This is a genomic window from Thioalkalivibrio sp. ALJ4 (assembly GCF_000377225.1).
GTDB lineage: Bacteria > Pseudomonadota > Gammaproteobacteria > Ectothiorhodospirales > Ectothiorhodospiraceae > Thioalkalivibrio.
On record NZ_KB897918.1, the window covers coordinates 13,919 to 30,499 of the forward strand.

13 protein-coding genes are annotated in these 16,581 nt (G+C 68.0%); 10 read left to right on the forward strand and 3 right to left on the reverse strand.

What is annotated here, in order from left to right; all coding sequences use genetic code 11:
• Positions 1 to 61 precede the first annotated feature (61 nt).
• Positions 62 to 2,911, reverse strand: a complete 2,850-nt coding sequence (uvrA, locus tag C936_RS0106275) for an excinuclease ABC subunit UvrA (protein WP_018174531.1) — start codon at positions 2,909 to 2,911, stop codon at positions 62 to 64.
• A 169-nt stretch (positions 2,912 to 3,080) separates the two neighbouring features.
• Between uvrA and C936_RS0106280 the strand changes: the two genes are divergently transcribed.
• From C936_RS0106280 to lnt, 7 genes are all read left to right on the forward strand, one after another.
• Positions 3,081 to 4,469, forward strand: a complete 1,389-nt coding sequence (locus tag C936_RS0106280) for an MFS transporter (protein ID WP_018174532.1) — start codon at positions 3,081 to 3,083, stop codon at positions 4,467 to 4,469.
• A gap of 407 nt (positions 4,470 to 4,876) precedes the next feature.
• Positions 4,877 to 5,356 carry a single-stranded DNA-binding protein gene (gene ssb, locus C936_RS0106285; protein ID WP_018138188.1) on the forward strand — a complete coding sequence of 160 codons (480 nt, stop codon included), beginning with the start codon at positions 4,877 to 4,879 and terminating at the stop codon, positions 5,354 to 5,356.
• Between the two features lie 39 nt (positions 5,357 to 5,395).
• On the forward strand, positions 5,396 to 6,748 hold the full coding sequence (gene miaB / locus C936_RS0106290) for a tRNA (N6-isopentenyl adenosine(37)-C2)-methylthiotransferase MiaB (RefSeq protein ID WP_018174533.1): 1,353 nt from the start codon (positions 5,396 to 5,398) through the stop codon (positions 6,746 to 6,748).
• A 3-nt stretch (positions 6,749 to 6,751) separates the two neighbouring features.
• On the forward strand, positions 6,752 to 7,747 hold the full coding sequence (locus C936_RS0106295) for a PhoH family protein (protein WP_018138186.1): 996 nt from the start codon (positions 6,752 to 6,754) through the stop codon (positions 7,745 to 7,747).
• Positions 7,734 to 8,249 carry an rRNA maturation RNase YbeY gene (gene ybeY, locus C936_RS0106300; protein ID WP_018138185.1) on the forward strand — a complete coding sequence of 172 codons (516 nt, stop codon included), beginning with the start codon at positions 7,734 to 7,736 and terminating at the stop codon, positions 8,247 to 8,249. The genes C936_RS0106295 and ybeY overlap by 14 nt, the downstream gene beginning before the upstream one ends.
• Positions 8,242 to 9,174, forward strand: a complete 933-nt coding sequence (locus C936_RS0106305; protein ID WP_018138184.1) for an HlyC/CorC family transporter — start codon at positions 8,242 to 8,244, stop codon at positions 9,172 to 9,174. The genes ybeY and C936_RS0106305 overlap by 8 nt, the downstream gene beginning before the upstream one ends.
• Positions 9,174 to 10,673, forward strand: coding sequence for an apolipoprotein N-acyltransferase (gene lnt / locus C936_RS0106310; RefSeq protein ID WP_018138183.1), 1,500 nt, complete (start codon positions 9,174 to 9,176; stop codon positions 10,671 to 10,673). Before C936_RS0106305 ends, lnt begins: the two co-directional genes overlap by 1 nt.
• A 47-nt stretch (positions 10,674 to 10,720) precedes the next feature.
• Here the strand turns inward: lnt and C936_RS0106315 are convergent, their stop codons facing one another.
• Both C936_RS0106315 and C936_RS0106320 read right to left on the reverse strand, forming a co-directional pair.
• A complete protein-coding gene (locus C936_RS0106315; protein ID WP_018138182.1) occupies positions 10,721 to 11,266 on the reverse strand; it encodes a zinc ribbon-containing protein in 546 nt (181 codons plus the stop codon).
• 61 nt (positions 11,267 to 11,327) lie between these two features.
• A complete protein-coding gene (locus C936_RS0106320) occupies positions 11,328 to 12,182 on the reverse strand; it encodes a DUF2189 domain-containing protein (RefSeq protein ID WP_018174535.1) in 855 nt (284 codons plus the stop codon).
• Between the two features lie 206 nt (positions 12,183 to 12,388).
• Here C936_RS0106320 and leuS point away from each other — a divergent pair, with 206 nt between their 5' ends.
• The 3 genes from leuS to holA are packed head-to-tail and all read left to right on the forward strand — an operon-like array spanning position 12,389 to position 16,580.
• The gene (gene leuS, locus C936_RS0106325) at positions 12,389 to 14,980 is read left to right on the forward strand and encodes a leucine--tRNA ligase (protein ID WP_018649092.1); all 2,592 of its coding nucleotides are present in this window, start codon (positions 12,389 to 12,391) and stop codon (positions 14,978 to 14,980) included.
• A complete protein-coding gene (gene lptE, locus C936_RS0106330; RefSeq protein ID WP_018138179.1) occupies positions 14,977 to 15,543 on the forward strand; it encodes an LPS assembly lipoprotein LptE in 567 nt (188 codons plus the stop codon). Before leuS ends, lptE begins: the two co-directional genes overlap by 4 nt.
• On the forward strand, positions 15,543 to 16,580 hold the full coding sequence (holA, locus tag C936_RS0106335; RefSeq protein ID WP_018138178.1) for a DNA polymerase III subunit delta: 1,038 nt from the start codon (positions 15,543 to 15,545) through the stop codon (positions 16,578 to 16,580). Before lptE ends, holA begins: the two co-directional genes overlap by 1 nt.
• Position 16,581: the final 1 nt, after the last annotated feature.

Sequence of the window (16,581 nt, forward strand, 5' to 3'; positions counted from 1 at the left end):
AGCCGGCCTCTTGGGCCGGCTTTTTTGCGTCTGGGGGAAGGCAAACTCCCCCGGCGAAGTATCAGGCGGATGCGACTCGATTCTGGCGTGTATCGAGCAAGGGCGCCAGAAAGCGGCCTGTGTGGCTGCGCGGGGTGCTGGCGACCGCCTCGGGGGTGCCGGCCACCAACAGCTCGCCACCGCCGCTACCGCCCTCTGGTCCGATGTCGATCAGCCAGTCGGCAGTCTTGATCACATCGAGGTTGTGCTCGATCACGACGATCGTATTGCCGTGGTCGCGCAGGCGGTGGAGTACTCGCAGGAGCTGGGCGATGTCCTCGAAATGCAGGCCGGTGGTGGGCTCGTCGAGGATGTACAGGGTGCGGCCGGTATCGCGTTTGGACAGCTCGCGCGCCAGCTTGATGCGCTGTGCCTCGCCACCGGACAGGGTGGTGGCGTTCTGGCCGAGCTGGATGTAGGACAGTCCGACCTCCATCAGCATCTCGAGCTTGCGATGGATCACCGGGACGGGCTGGAAGAACTCCAGGGCCTCCTCGACCGTCATCTCCAGTACCTCGTGGATGCTCTTGCCCTTGTAGCGGACCTCCAGGGTCTCGCGGTTGTAGCGCTTGCCCTTGCAGACGTCGCAGGGAACGAAGACATCCGGCAGGAAGTGCATCTCCACCTTGATCACGCCGTCGCCCTGGCAAGCCTCGCAGCGGCCGCCGCGCACGTTGAACGAGAAGCGACCGGGCTTGTAGCCGCGCGAGCGGGCCTCGGCGGTGGCGGCAAACAGCTCGCGGATCGGCGTGAACAGGCCGGTGTAGGTCGCGGGGTTCGAGCGCGGGGTGCGGCCGATCGGGCTCTGGTCGATGTCGACGACCTTGTCGATTAGCTCGAGGCCGTCGATGCGCTCGTGCGGCGCGATCGTGTGGCGCCCGCCATGCAGGGCCACGGCGACGGCCGGGTAGAGCGTATTGTTGACCAGCGTCGACTTGCCGGAGCCGGAGACCCCGGTGACGCAGGTCAGCAGGCCCGTGGGAAACGCGAAATCGCCGCCCTTCAGGTTGTTTCCGCGCGCGCCGATCACGCGGATCTCGCGCTCGGGGTCCGGTTCGGTGCGCTCCTCCGGGACGGCGATCGCGCGTGTCCCGGTGAGATAGGCCCCAGTCAGTGAATCCGGTGTGCGGGCCACCTCGTCGGGGGTGCCGGCGGCGACGATTTTTCCACCATGACGGCCCGCACCGGGGCCGATATCGACCACATGATCGGCGGCACGGATCGCATCCTCGTCGTGCTCGACGACCACCACCGTGTTGCCGAGATCCCGCAGGTGACAAAGCGTCTTCAGCAGGCGCTCGTTGTCGCGCTGGTGCAGGCCGATCGACGGCTCGTCGAGGATGTACATTACCCCCACCAGGGCCGACCCGATCTGTGACGCCAGCCGGATACGCTGGGCCTCGCCGCCCGACAGCGTGTCGGCGGAGCGATCCAGGGTCAGATAGTCGAGCCCGACATCGTTCAGGAATCCCAGGCGCGCGCCGATCTCGCGCACGATCTTCTCTGCGATCTGGGCGAAGCGTCCCGGCAGGCGCAGCTCGCCGAAGAAGGCCCGGGCATCGGCCACGCTCATGTGCGTGACCTCGGGCAGCGTGAGGTCGCTGACGAACACGTGGCGCGCCGCGGAGTTCAGGCGCGTGCCGTGGCACTCGGGGCAGGCCTGTTCGGCCAGATAGCGCCCCAGCTCCTCGCGTACGGCTGCGGAGTCGGTCTCGCGGTAGCGCCGTTCCAGGTTCGGGATCACCCCTTCGAACACGCGCTCGTCCGTGCGCAGGCGGCCATTCGCGGCCGGGGTCGACAGCTTGACCTTCTCCTTGCCGGAGCCGTGCAGCACCACGGCGCGGACCTCGGCCGGCAGTTCCTGCCAGGGGCTCTCGACGTCAAAGCCGTAATGCCGGGCCAGGCTGTTCAGCAGACTGAAGTACCAGGCATTGCGCCGGTCCCAGCCACGCACCGCCCCGCCAGCCAGACTCAGTTCGGGTTGCGAGACCACCCGCTCCGGGTCGAAGTACTGGCGCACGCCGAGGCCATCACAGGTGGGGCAGGCGCCGGCCGGGTTGTTGAACGAGAACAGCCGGGGCTCCAGCTCGCGCAGCGCATAGCCGCAGACGGGGCAGGCATAGCGCGCGGAAAAAATCATGGGCTCGCGTTCGGGCTCGTCCATCCAGGCGATCAGCGCCAGCCCGTCGGCCAGCTCGGTCGCCGTCTCGAAGGACTCGGCCAGGCGCTGGCGCAGGTCCTCGCGGACCTTGAAACGGTCGATCACGATCTCGATGTTGTGCTTGCGCTTGGCGTCCAGCGCGGGCAGGGCATCGAGGTCGTGGATCTCGCCATTGATGCGGGCGCGCAGGTAGCCCTGGGCGCGCATGGACTCCAGCAGCTTGTGGTGCTCGCCCTTGCGTCCGCGCACGATCGGGGCCAGCAGCATCACCTTCTCGCCCTCGGGCAGATCCAGCACCTGATCCACCATCTGCGAGATGGTCTGGGCGGCCAGGGTCTCGCCGTGTTCCGGGCAGCGCGGCTCGCCGGCGCGCGCGAACAGGAGGCGCAGGTAGTCGTAGATCTCGGTGATGGTGCCGACCGTGGAGCGCGGGTTGTGCGAGGTGCTCTTCTGTTCGATGGAGATCGCCGGCGACAGGCCCTCGATCTGGTCCACGTCCGGCTTTTCCATCATCGACAGGAACTGGCGGGCGTAGGTGGACAGGCTCTCTACGTAGCGGCGTTGCCCCTCGGCAAACAGGGTGTCGAAGGCCAGCGACGACTTGCCGGAGCCGGACACGCCCGTGATCACGATCAGCCGGTCGCGCGGCAGGTCGAGATCGATGTTCTTCAGGTTGTGGGTGCGGGCCCCGCGGATGCTGATGCTGTCCATGGATCGGTATCGACTCCACCTGGTTGTGCAAGATGCGCCCGGCAGACTGCCCTGAGGCGCAAACCGCTCATGGTAACACTGCGGCGATCGCCGCCATGGTTTCCGTGGCGTTGTTGCCGGTAAACTCGGCACGCATGACAGCCCGTCCTTCCCTGCGGATTCCACCGGCATGACGCCCCGCGAGCTGCGCGCGACCTCCGGGCTCGCGGCCATCTATGGCGTGCGCATGGCCGGCCTGTTCATGGTGCTGCCGGTGTTCATGCTGCACCTGGACGCGCTCGCGGGTGCGACCCCGCTCCTGATGGGGCTGGCGCTGGGGATCTACGGCCTGACCCAGGCCCTGCTGCAGATCCCGTTTGGTCTGTTGTCCGACCGGCTGGGCCGCAAGCCACTGATCCTCGGCGGGCTCGTGCTCTTCGTGCTCGGGAGTCTGGTCGCGGCCCTGGCGGAGACCGTGCACGGGGTGATCCTGGGGCGGGCGCTGCAGGGCGCCGGGGCGGTGGCCGCGGTGATCCTCGCGCTGACCGCCGATCTGGTGGGCGAGGAGCGACGTATGCGCGCACTCGCGGTGATCGGACTGACCATCGGGCTGACCTTTACCGCCTCGATGGCGCTGGGGCCGGTCGTCGATCGCGCGGCCGGGTTGAGCGGGGTCTTCGGCCTGTCCGCATTGCTCGGGGTGCTGGCGATCGTGATCCTGCTGTTCTGGGTGCCCAACCCGGAGCGCTCGCGGCAGCACCCGGACATGGTCCCCATGTGGTCCGCGCTGCCGCAGGTGCTGCGCGAACCGGAGCTGCTGCGCCTGAATCTCGGCATCTTCGTGCTGCACCTGGTGCTGGCGGCCAATTTCCTCGTGATCCCGCTGCTGCTGGTCGAGTACCTGGGGCTGGCCGGCGCCGAGCACTGGCGCTTTTATGTCCCGGTGCTGCTGGCGGGCTTTGCCCTGATGCTGCCGGGGATCATCCTGGGCGAGCGCCGCCGACGGGTGCATACGGTGATGCGCGGTGCGATTGCCCTGCTCGTGCTGGTCCAGCTCCTGCTGGCGCTGGTCCTCTTCAATGGCATGGGTATGTGGCTTTTTGTGGGTCTGATGGTGGCGTTTTTCGCCGCCTTCAATCTGCTGGAGGCCGGGCTGCCGTCCCTGGTCGCGCGGGAGGCGCCGGTCGCGCACAAGGGGACGGCCATGGGCGGCTTTGCCACGGCGCAGTTCCTGGGAATCTTCGCCGGGGGGCTGGTCGGGGGTGGCGTGCTGACCCTTACGGGGCCCGCCGGCGTCTTTCTTGCCTCCGTCCCCCTGCTGTTGATCTGGTTTGTGGTCGCCTGGCGCATGCAGCCACGCTATCGATCCAACCGTGTACTGGGGATTCCCGCCCACTGGGCGGGGCGCGAGGCCGAGCTGCGCTTCGCGCTGGCGGGCTGGCCCGGCATCGTGGAGGTGGCGCTGTCGCCCGATGCGCGGTCGCTGTACCTCAAGGTCGATCCCGGCGGGCCGGATACGGAGGCCCTGGTGGCCTGGCTGGCGCAGCCCCCCGATGGGGTGGCCGCGCGCGGCGGGTGAGCGGTGCCATCGGCGTTTGAGGCAATACCGCAAACGGGCGCTGCCGGCTCGCGGGCGCCCTGCTACAATTAAGGAAACACTGACCAATGTACGCGCTCGCGCTCGAGTCGCTTTTGCGTGCGAACAAGGCGCAGCGACTGCCGTGCAGTCATTCTGCACAAGGGAGCCGCAACGCCGTGCGCATGCCAGTTTTTGATTACAACGGGCGGCCGAGCCCCTTCGGGGTTGGCACCCCAGGTTCCCCGATCCTGCGTTGCGCCGCTTGCGGGTAGAACCACTACCCGCTGCACGACGCGCCTTGTCTCGGAAAACCTGGGGTACCAACGCGAGCGTGTACATTGATCAGTGTTTCCTTAACGGTTCGTTTCCCGCGCCCTGCACAAGGCGTCAGACACTAAGGAGTTCCCATGGCCCGCGGCGTCAACAAAGTCATCCTGCTCGGTAATCTCGGAGCCGATCCGGAAAAGCGCGAGACCCCCAATGGGGTTACGGTTACCAATCTGCGGCTGGCGACCTCGGAGCAGTGGACCGACAAGAACTCCGGCGAGAAGCGCGAGAACACCGAATGGCACCGGGTGGTGATGTTCGGGCGTCTGGCCGACATCGCCGCGCAGTACCTGTCCAAGGGCTCGCAGGTCTATATCGAGGGCAAGATCCAGACCCGCAAGTGGCAGGACCAGTCCGGCAATGACCGCTACAGCACCGAGGTGGTCGCCAACGACATGCAGTTGATCGGCGGTCGTGGTGGTGGCGGTGGCGGCGGGTTCGACCAGGACCCGGGCTATGGCGGCGGCAATGCCTATGGCGGTGGCGGCCAGCAGGGCGGCAACCGCAGCAGCGCCCCGGTCTCCGGTGGCGCCTTCGATGACGACGACGTCCCGTTCTAAAGGGATGTCCCCGACGTCCACCAACACAAGTACGCACGCATGATCCGCAAGGTCTACATCCAGACGCACGGGTGTCAGATGAACGAGTACGACTCCGACCGCATGCTCGACGCGCTGCGCGAGCTGCACGGGGCGGAGCGTACCGATGACCCCGAGCAGGCCGATCTCCTGCTGATGAACACCTGCTCCATCCGCGAGAAGGCACAGGAGAAGGTGTTCTCGCTGCTGGGGCGCTGGCGCCAGATCAAGGAGCGCCGACCGGAGGTGATCATCGGGGTTGGCGGCTGTGTCGCCAGCCAGGAGGGCGACGCCCTGCGCGCGCGCGCGCCCTACGTGGATCTGGTGTTCGGGCCGCAGACCCTGCACCGCCTGCCGGCGATGATCCAGTCGGTGCGCCGCGAGCGGGCGCCGGTGGTGGACATCTCCTTCCCCGAGATCGAAAAGTTCGACCGCCTGCCCGAGCCGAAGGCCGATGGCCCGACCGCGTTCGTCTCGGTGATGGAGGGCTGTTCCAAGTACTGCAGCTTCTGCGTGGTGCCCTATACCCGCGGTGACGAGATCAGCCGGCCGTTCGACGACGTGATCGCCGAGGTCGTGGCGCTGGCCGGGCAGGGGGTCAAGGAGATCAACCTGCTGGGGCAGAATGTGAATGCCTACCGCGGGCCGATGGAGGACGGTGACACGGCCGACCTCGCGCTGCTGATCCACTACGTCGCCGCGGTGGACGGGATCGAGCGCATCCGCTTTACCACCTCGCACCCGGTGGAATTCTCCGATTCGCTGATCCAGGCCTATGCCGACGAGCCGAAGCTGGTCAGCCACCTGCACCTGCCGGTACAGAGCGGCTCCGACCGCATCCTGGCGCAGATGAAGCGCGGCCACACGATCCTGGAATACAAGTCCAAGATCCGCCGCCTGCGCGAGGCGCGCCCGGACCTGGACCTGTCCTCCGACTTCATCGTCGGCTTCCCCGGCGAGACGGACGCCGACCACGCGGCGACCATGAAGCTGATCGAGGAGCTGCACTTCGATTTCTCCTTCAGCTTCATCTACAGCGCCCGCCCGGGCACGCCGGCGGCCTCGCTGCCGGACGACGTGCCGCTGGCTACCAAGAAGGCCCGCCTGGCCGAGCTGCAGGCCCTGATCGAACAGCACGGGCGCGAACGCAACCAGGCCATGGTCGGCAACATCGAGTCGGTCCTGGTCGAGGGCCCGGCCAAGCGCAATCCGGGCGAACTGGCCGGGCGCACGGCAAACAACCGCATCGTGAACTTCGCGGGCGACCCCAGCCTGATCGGACAGATGATCCCGGTCGAGATCACCGAGGCCCTGGCGCATTCCCTGCGCGGCCGTGCGGTCGAGCGGGCGATGCCCGCCGCCGTCGGCGCCTGATTGATGAGTAACCGTCTGGATTTCACCCTGGAGCCGGGGGACCAGGAGACGCTGGCGCGTCTGTCCGGTCCGCTGGATGCCCATCTGCGCCTGATCGAGTCGCGCCTGGGCGTAGCCGTGCACAATCGCGGGCCGCGCTTCAACCTGACCGGGCCGAAGGCCGCGGTACAGGCCGCCGGCGCGCTGATTCACGACCTCCACCGCATGGCGCAGGAGGAACCGGTCAGCCTGGAGCAGGTGCATACGGCACTGCAGACCGCGCACATGGAAGGGTTGGCGGAGGCCGAGCCGGCCGCCGCCGATCCCGCCTTGCGTCTGAAGCGCGCGGTGATCCGGGGCCGTGGTCCGCGCCAGAGCCGCTACCTGGCCTCGATCCAGCAGCATGACCTGAGCTTCGGGATTGGGCCCGCCGGGACCGGCAAGACCTTTCTCGCGGTGGCCGCCGCTGTCGCGGCGCTGGAGCAGGACCGCGTGCAGCGCCTGGTGCTAGTGCGTCCGGCGGTGGAGGCGGGCGAGCGCCTGGGTTTCCTGCCTGGCGATCTCGCGCAGAAGATCGACCCCTACCTGCGCCCGATGTACGACGCCCTGTATGAACTGATGGGCTTCGACCAGACCGCGCGTCTGATGGAGCGCCAGGTGATCGAGGTGGCCCCGCTGGCCTACATGCGCGGGCGCACGCTGAACGAGGCCTTCATCATCCTCGACGAGGCACAGAACACCACCGTCGAGCAGATGAAGATGTTCCTCACCCGGATCGGCTTTGGTTCCACGGCGGTCGTCAATGGCGATATCACCCAGGTGGATCTGCCGCGCGGCCAGCGTTCGGGCCTGAAGCACGCGATGCAGATTCTGCAGGGCGTGGAGGGTGTGAGCATTACGCGGTTCCAGGCGGGCGATGTGGTGCGCCACCCGCTGGTGCAGCGCATCGTCGAGGCCTACGACGCACACGAGGATGACGCGGCACAGGAGGGCGGACCCCGAGGCGATGGCGACGCTTGAGGTCGTGGTCCAGTATGCCCTGCCGCGTCGGGGGATCCCGTCCGCCGTTACCCTGCACCGGGCCGCGCGCGCCGCATGGCGCGGGGCCGGCCGGGCCCGCGTAACCCTGCGCGTGGTGGATGCCGACGAAGGCCTGGAACTGAACCGGGGCTTTCGCGGGCGTGCCTACGCCACCAACGTATTGTCCTTCCCCGCCCCCGATCTGCCCGCGATGGCGGCGGGCGAGCCGCACTATCTCGGCGATATCGTGCTCTGTGCGCCGGTGCTGGCGCGCGAGGCGGCCGAGCAGGGCAAGTCCCTGCGGGCCCATTACAATCACATGGTGGTGCATGGCCTGCTGCATCTGCAGGGCATGGATCACCAGGAACCCGGCGAGGCCGAGGCGATGGAGGCCGTTGAGCGCTCGATCCTGGCCGGGTTAGGCTATCCCGACCCCTATCAGACCGGCTCTCCGGCCCGTGACCCAAGCGCGCCCGCCACCGGAACCGTCCCCAATGCCTGAACCCGTACCCGACGAGCAACCTACCTGGCGGCGCTGGCTGGAGCGCGCGAAGACGCGCCTGTGGCCGCGCCGCGATCCTGCCACCCGCCCCGAATTGATCGAGACGCTGCGCGATGCGCACGGTCGCGAGCTGGTCGACCCCGAGGCCCTGACCATGCTCGAGGGCGTGCTCAACGTGGCCGACATGCAGGTGCGCGACATCATGATCCCGCGTGCGCAGATGGAGGTCGTCCGCCGCGACGCGCGCCTGTCCGAGTTCCTGCCGGACGTGGTCGCCTCCGCGCACTCGCGCCTGCCGGTGGTCGGGGACCACCGCGACGAGGTCGTCGGTGTCCTGCTGGCCAAGGACCTGCTGCGCTTTTTCGGCGAGCCCGACGATGCCGCCTTCGACATGCAGGAGATCCTGCGCCCGGCGGTGTTTGTGCCGGAGAGCAAGCGCCTGAACGTGCTGCTGAAGGAGTTCCGCCTGAGCCGCAACCACATGGCGATCGTGGTGGACGAGTACGGTGGCGTGGCCGGGCTGGTGACCATCGAGGACGTGCTGGAGCAGATCGTCGGCGAGATCGAGGACGAGCACGATGTCGAGGACTACCTGACCCAGATCATGCAGCACCCCGGCGGGCGCTACACCATCAAGGCGCTGACGCCGATGGAGGAGTTCAACGCCTACTTCCAGACCGCCTACAGCGAGGACGACTTCGACACCATCGGCGGACTGGTGCTGTCGCACTTCGGCCATGTGCCGCGACGTGGTGAGCAGATTGTGATCGACGGGATGCGCTTTCGTGTGCTGCGCGCGGACAACCGCCGCCTGCATCTGCTGGAGATGCGCCTGCCGGAGCCCGACGTGATCCCGGTCTCGGATGACTCTGGCCAGACCTTCGAGGGCCAGCCGACCGACAGCGGCGAGCACAAGGGGGCCTGATGCAGCCACTGGCCGAGCGTCTGCCTGCCTGGGCCATCACAGTGCTGGCCCTGGTCTCAGGGGCGGGGGCGACCCTCGCCTTTGCCCCGGTCGGCTGGTTCCTGGCCGCGCCCCTGGGGCTGGCCGTCTGGTTTGGCCTGCTGATCGACGCACCGCCGCGGCAGGCCGCCTGGACCGGCTATGCCTTCGGGCTCGGGTTCTTCGGGGCCGGCGTGACCTGGATCTTCAACAGCCTGCTGGTATTCGGGCAGGCCCCCCTGGTGGTGGCCTCGTTCATCACCGTGCTCTTCGTACTGATGATGGCCCTTTATCCGGCCCTGCTCGCGGGGCTGGCCGCCCGTTTTCTGCCGCTGACGCGACCAGCCGGGCTGCTGGCCCTGGCCGGGGGTGTGGTGCTGATGGAACTGGCCCGGTCCTGGCTGTTCTCGGGCTTCCCCTGGCTGCTGTTCGGGCACACGGTGCTGGACACCCCACTGCAGGGCTGGCTGCCCCTGGCCGGGGAGCTGGGCGCCGGGCTGATGGTCGCGTTGCTCGCGGTGGCCGTGGTCAGTGTATTTCTGCCGGGGAAGCGCTGGCTGGGAGCAGGGCTGGCCGTCACGGTGGTGATCGCATCGCTGGCACTGGGGCTCGTGCGCTGGGTGGAGCCCACCGGCGAGGAGATCCCGGTCGCGATGGTGCAGGGCAACATCGACCAGGCCCGCAAATGGGCCCCGGACGGGATCGAGTATTCGCTGGATATCTATCAGGAGTTGACCCGCGAGGCCGTCGGGGATGCGTTGATCGTCTGGCCGGAGACCGCGATACCGGCGTTCTATACCGAGGTTCACCGTCCTCTGGAAGGCATTGCGAGCGAGCTCGCCGAGGCCGGTGGCGAGCTGGTGGTCGGTATCTTCGATTACGAGGCCGAGGGGCGGGATGTCTTCAACTCGGTGGTGCATGTCGGCAGTGGCGTGGGCTACAACAAGCGCCAGCTGGTGCCCTTTGGCGAGTACATCCCGCTGCGCGATCGCCTGGCCTGGCTGGACCGGCTGCTGCAGATCCCGATGTCGGACCTCTCCCCGGGCAGGGGCGATGGCCGCATGGAGATGGCCGGGACGACCGCCGGGGTCAGTATTTGCTACGAGTCCGCCTATTCCCGTCACATTCGCGCGGCACTGCCGGAGGCCGGATTCCTGGTCAACGTCTCCAACGACGCCTGGTTCGGCGACAGCCTGGCCCCGGCCCAGCACCTGCAGATTGCCCGGGTGCGCGCGGTGGAGACCGGGCGCCCGATGGTGCGTTCGACCAACACGGGCATCTCGGCGCTGATCGATGCCGATGGCCGTATCCTGGAACGCTCGGGTCTGTTTACCCGCGAGGTGGTCCGTGGGACGCTGGAGCCGCGCACCGGGCTGACCCCCGCCGCCGCGCTGGGCGAGGGCCCGGCGGTGCTGGCTGCGCTGGTACTGGTGGTGCTGGGTGCGGCGGTGGGTCGCCGCACCCGGTCACAGTCGGTCTGACGTTTCCGCTGGACTATGAGCCTGTCGGACCTGGGACTGATCGGCTCCTAGGCCTCTGCGGTCTCGCTGGCGCCCGGGCCACGGCGGAAGGTCGTGTTATGGCAGTTGGAGCAGGGCGGAATGCGCGCGACCTTGGTCATGTGCAGTGCATGGCCGCATTTCTTGCACAACAGCTCGCCGGGGCCAGTGATCTCGCCGGTGTGCCATTCGCCCATCACCTGGGCGCGGGCGGTCAGCTCGGTGATCTCGATGCGAGTCCTGTCGGCGATGCGCTCCAGCGCATTGAGAACACTGGCCTCGATCAGCCCGAGGTCGATCCGCAGCCAGCCGCGCCAGTCCTCGCTGCGGCTGTCCAGGTAAGCCCCCAGGTCCTGCAGGTCGCGGCGCAGATAGTCCATGACCTCGTGGGCCTCCTCGCGCGTGAGGTCGCTGGCCTTCTGTACGCGGTCGCGGGCGTTTTCCAGTGTCTCGGTGATCGCCTTGCTGGTCTTGTCCTCCAGTTTTTCGAGATCTTCGGTGACCTCGTGCAGCATCCGGTGGTAGGCGCTGCTCAGTCGGTTCTCGCGTTCCTCGTCCCTGCGTTCTTCGCTCATCGATTCCTCCGTCGATTGTTGGGGAGGGGCGGTTGCCCCCCTCCCCAGGATTAGAGCCTTTTTACGCAGTTTCGACCAGATCCCGGTAGCCGTGCCACATCGCAAAGCCGAGCCACGGGAAGATCACGATCAGTGCCAGCAAGGCCGTGGCCACCGAGATCATGAACAGGGTGGTAATGATCAGCCCCCACAGGATCAGCGTGCCCCGGTTGTGGTTGAAGGCCTTCAGGCTCATCCCGATCGCGTCGACCAGCGTGGTCTGCGGGGCCTCCTCGCGGGCGCGGTGATCGATCATGGCGGGCAAGGTGACGAGGCTCAGTACGAAGACTATGAGCCCGAACACCACGGCGGCCACGACTACCCCGATCAGGGAGATGATCCCGGAGCCGGTGGTCAGCATGGTGCCCACCAGGTGATGCAACTGCCCGGTCACACCCAGTTCGCCGATATTCAGCACGGCGACCCACATCCAGACGAAGCTCGCCCAGATAACGAAGATCAGGGCCAGCAGCAGGGCGAATACCCAGACCGATCCCCCCAGGTGGGTAAGCCAGCCGAGGCCTGCGCCAGTGGAATGGCCCTGTTCGCGTTCCATCGCCAGGTAGTTCACGCCGACGGCGAGCACCGGCCCCAGGAACAGGAAGCCGGCCAGGAAGGAAAAGGCCATCCAGGGCTGGTTCCATGACATTCCCAGCAGCACCAGGCCGACGATGGCGATGACCAGGCCGTGTATCAGGGCCACGGGTGTTTTCCAGAGGTCTCGCCAGCCCTTGCCCAGCCAGGTCCCGAGATGGTCGGGCTCCACTGTGCGGATTGCGGGACTTTCGGTCTCGGGTGTGTGTTCTCTTTCGACCTCGCCCAGGTCTTCGGGATAGGCGCGCTTCACAACGGGGATTTCGTCCTTTTCCTCACTCATGTCCTCAACTCCTTGGGACTTTTTCGTGGGCTCACTGATTCCGTCTGTCGTGATGCGCAGTGGTTCCGGTCATTTTTTGAAGCCCGTCTCGAAAACCGGCGGGTTGCCCGGGTGCCCCGGTCAGCGTCGTTTGCTTGGAGGGGGTACGGGCGGCTGGTATTCTGCGCAGTTCTTTGTTTCCCGCGATAAAGGCACAGGTGAGGCGCATGCAGGAGCAGTATTCCCCGGAGGTGATCGAGGCGCAGGTACAGCGCCAGTGGGAGGAGGCCGACTGCTTCCGCGCGCGCGAGGACGCCCCCGGCGAGCCGTTCTACTGCCTGTCCATGTTCCCCTACCCGTCGGGCAAGCTGCACATGGGGCATGTGCGCAACTACACCATCGGGGACGTGATCGCGCGCTTCCAGCGCATGCAGGGCAGGAGCGTGCTGCAGCCGATGGGCTGGGATGCCTTCGGCCTGCCGGCAGAGAACGCGGCGATGCAGAACCACGTCCCGCCGGCCGCCTGGACCCGCCAGAACATCGAGCAGATGCGCACCCAGCTCAAGCGCCTGGGCTTCGCCTATGACTGGTCGCGCGAGTTCGCGACCTGCGATGCCGACTACTACCGCTGGGAACAGTGGCTGTTTGTGCGCCTGCTGAAGAAGGGCCTGGTCTACCGCAAGAAGGCGACCGTGAACTGGGACCCGGTGGACCAGACCGTGCTCGCCAACGAGCAGGTGATCGAGGGCCGCGGCTGGCGCTCCGGCGCGCTGGTCGAGCGCCGCGAGATGCCGCAGTGGTTCCTGCGCATCACCGACTACGCCGACGAGCTGCTGGAGGCCCTGGACGGGCTGGACGGCTGGCCGGACCAGGTGCGCACCATGCAGCGCAACTGGATCGGGCGTTCCGAGGGCGTGGAGCTGGAATTCGCGGTGGACGGCGGCGAGCCGCTGACCGTCTACACCACGCGCCCGGACACCCTGTTCGGCGTCTCCTACATGGCGCTGGCCCCGGAGCACCCGCGGGTGCAGGCGCTGGCGGAACATGACGCCGAACTGGCCGCGTTCGTCGCCGGCTGCGCGCAGGGCGGGGTGGCCGAGGCCGATCTGGCGACCATGGAGAAGAAGGGCCGGTCGCTGGGCTTTACCGCCCGCCACCCGCTGACCGGAGCGGAGGTCCCGGTCTGGGTCGCCAACTTCGTGCTGATGGAATACGGCACCGGCGCAGTGATGGCGGTGCCGGCACACGACGAACGCGACCACGAGTTCGCCACGCAGTACGGGCTGCCGATCCGGCAGGTGATCGCCCCGGCCGGCGGCGCCGAGTGCGACGTACAAGCCGCGGCCTTCACCGATCCCGGCGTGCTGGTGAACTCCGGCGACTTCGACGGGCAGGCCTCCGAGGCGGCCAAGGCCGCGATCGCCGAACACCTGGAACAGGCCGGGCTGGGCCGGCGCCGGCGCAACTACCGCCTGCGCGACTGGGGCATCTCGCGCCAGCGCTACTGGGGCTGCCCGATCCCGGTGATCCACTGCGAGGCCTGCGGGGCGGTCCCGGTGCCGGAGGCCGACCTGCCGGTGCGTTTGCCAGAGGACGTGATCCCGGACGGCGCCGGCTCGCCCCTGGCGCGCATGCCAGAGTTCTTCGAGACGGCCTGCCCGGAATGCGGCAAGCCGGCGCGGCGCGAGACCGATACCTTCGACACCTTCTTCGAGTCGAGCTGGTACTTCGCGCGTTACGCCTGTGCCGACAACGACACCGCGATGCTGGATGCGCGAGCCGACCACTGGCTGCCGGTGGATCAGTACGTCGGCGGCATCGAGCATGCCGTGCTGCATCTGCTGTATGCGCGCTTCTTCCACAAGCTGCTGCGCGACGAGGGCCTGCTGGCCTCCGACGAGCCGTTCACCCGGCTGCTGACCCAGGGGATGGTGATCGCGCCGACCTTCTACCGCGAACGCGGGGATGGCGGGAAGGATTGGATCAACCCGGCCGATGTCGAGCTGGAACGCGCGGAGGACGGCGCCGTGAAGGCCGCGCGCCACCGCGAGGACGGCCAGCCGGTGGTCGTGGGCGGCATGGAGAAGATGTCCAAGTCGAAGAACAACGGCGTGGACCCGCAGGCGCTGATCGAGCGCTTCGGTGCCGACACCGCGCGGCTGTTCACCATGTTCGCCGCGCCGCCGGACCTGTCGCTGGAGTGGTCCGACTCCGGCGTCGAGGGCGCGCAGCGCTTCATCAAGCGCCTGTGGCGGGCGGTGCACGAGCACGTGAACGGCGATGCGCCGGGTGCGCTGGATGTGGACGCGCTGGACGACGCCGGGCGCGAGCTGCGGCGCAAGCTGCACGACACCATCGCCAAGGTGACTGACGACATCGGGCGGCGCCAGACCTTCAACACGGCGGTGGCCGCGAACATGGAGCTGCTGAACGATCTCGGAAAATTCCCGAAGGATGCGGCTCGGGCCGCGGCCGTGCGCCAGGAGGCCCTGGAGGGCATCGTGCGCATGCTGGCGCCGATCATCCCGCATGTGACCGAGATGCTGTGGCGCGCGCTGGGCCATGACGAGCTGGTCGCGACCACCGCCTGGCCGACGGTCGACGAGGCCGCGCGCCAGGCCGCGCAGGAGACCCTGGCGGTGCAGGTGAACGGCAAGCGCCGCGCCGAGATCGCGGTCCCCGCCGGTGCCGACCGCGATGCGATCGAGGCCGCCGCGCGCGGCGACGAGAACGTGCAGCGGCACATTGAGGGACACAACGTGGTGAAGGTGATCGTGGTGCCCGGTCGCCTGGTGAACTTCGTGGTGAAGCCGCAATGACCGCGGTGCTGCGCGCAGTGCTGGTCGTATGGCTGGCGGTTGCTGTGGCCGCCTGCGGCTTCCAGCTGCGCGGCAGCATGGACTGGCCGGAGGCCCTGGCCCCGGTGCAGATCACCGGCGTGAATCCGCGGGACTCCCTGTACCGCGAGCTGGCGGTGGCCTTCGGCTCGGCCGGGGTCGAGGTGGTCGATCAGCGCCCCGAGGGGCAGGGCGCCACCCTGGATGTGCGCTCCGTGCGCGACCGTCGGCGCACGCTGTCGGTGACCGACGCGGCACGGGTCGCGGAGTACGAACTGATCCGGTCGGTGGAGGTGCGCCTGCGCCCGGTGGACGGCGAGGCTGTGGATCTGGGCACGTTGCACGCAAGCCGGATCTATCTGTTCGACGGCTCGGCGGTGCTCAGCCGTTCCGAGCGCGAGGAGACCCTGCGCGAGGCAATGAACCGGGATATCGTCAGCCAGCTGCAGCGTCGTATTCAGGCGGTGATCGGAGCCGACGGGCAGTTGCGCACGGATGTCGAGTTCGAGGATGACCAGCCGATGACTGGAGAACCTACCGACTGATGGCCCAGGATCTCGCCCGCCTGGAACAGGATCTGGCGCGCGGCGTGGCGCCGATCTACCTGCTGCTGGCCGAGGAGCCATTGCAGGCGATCGAGGCGGCCGATGCGATCCGTGCGGCGGCCCGCGACCAGGGCTATCTGGAACGGACCGTGCTGGACATGACCGCGCAGTCCGACTGGGCGCCGTTCGAGTCCGCGATCCGCGACCGGTCCCTGTTCGCCGAGCGCAGCGTGCTGGACCTGCGCCTGGCCACTGGCAAGCCGGGCAAGGTAGGTGGCGATCACCTGAAGGCCTATGCGGCCGATCCCCAGGACGATCTCGTGCTGCTGTTGCAGCTCCCGCGGCCGGATCGGGACATGCGCCGGGCAGCCTGGTTCAAGGCGCTGGAGAACCGTGCGGTGGTGCTGCACGCGCGTCCGATCCCGCCATCCCAGCTGGGTCCGTGGGTTCGCGCCCGCCTGCAGCGCCATGGCCTGACGATCACGGATCCGGCGCTGGCGCTGCTGGTCTCGCGCATCGAGGGCAATCTGCTGGCCGCGCGCCAGGAGATCGAGAAGCTGGCGCTGGCGGGCGTGACCGACATCGACGAGGCCGTGCTGGCCGAAGCCACCACCGACGCCGCGCGCTTCGAGCTGTTTGCCCTGGCCCCGACCGCACTGCGCGGCGATGCCCGACATGCCCTGCGCATGCTGGAGGGGCTGCTGGACGAGGGACAGCCGGAGCCCCTGATCCTCTGGGCGCTGGCGCGCGAATGCCGGCTGCTGGTGCAGGCGATGGAGCGCAAGGCGGCCGGGGCGCCGGATCGCGAGGCCTTTCAGGGCAGCTTCGGAGACGGCCAGAAGGCCCTGCGCCAGGCGATGTCGCGGCTGAGCCTGCCGGCGGCGCGCGGGCTGCTGGGCGAGGCCGCGCGCGTGGATCGGGTCATCAAGGGTCAGGAAAACGGCAACGCCCGGCAGGGGTTGCTAGACTTGGTGGCCCGTATGGCGGGACGCCGGTTGTCCCGGCCATTGCCCGCACTGAACACCGAACGAGTCTGAT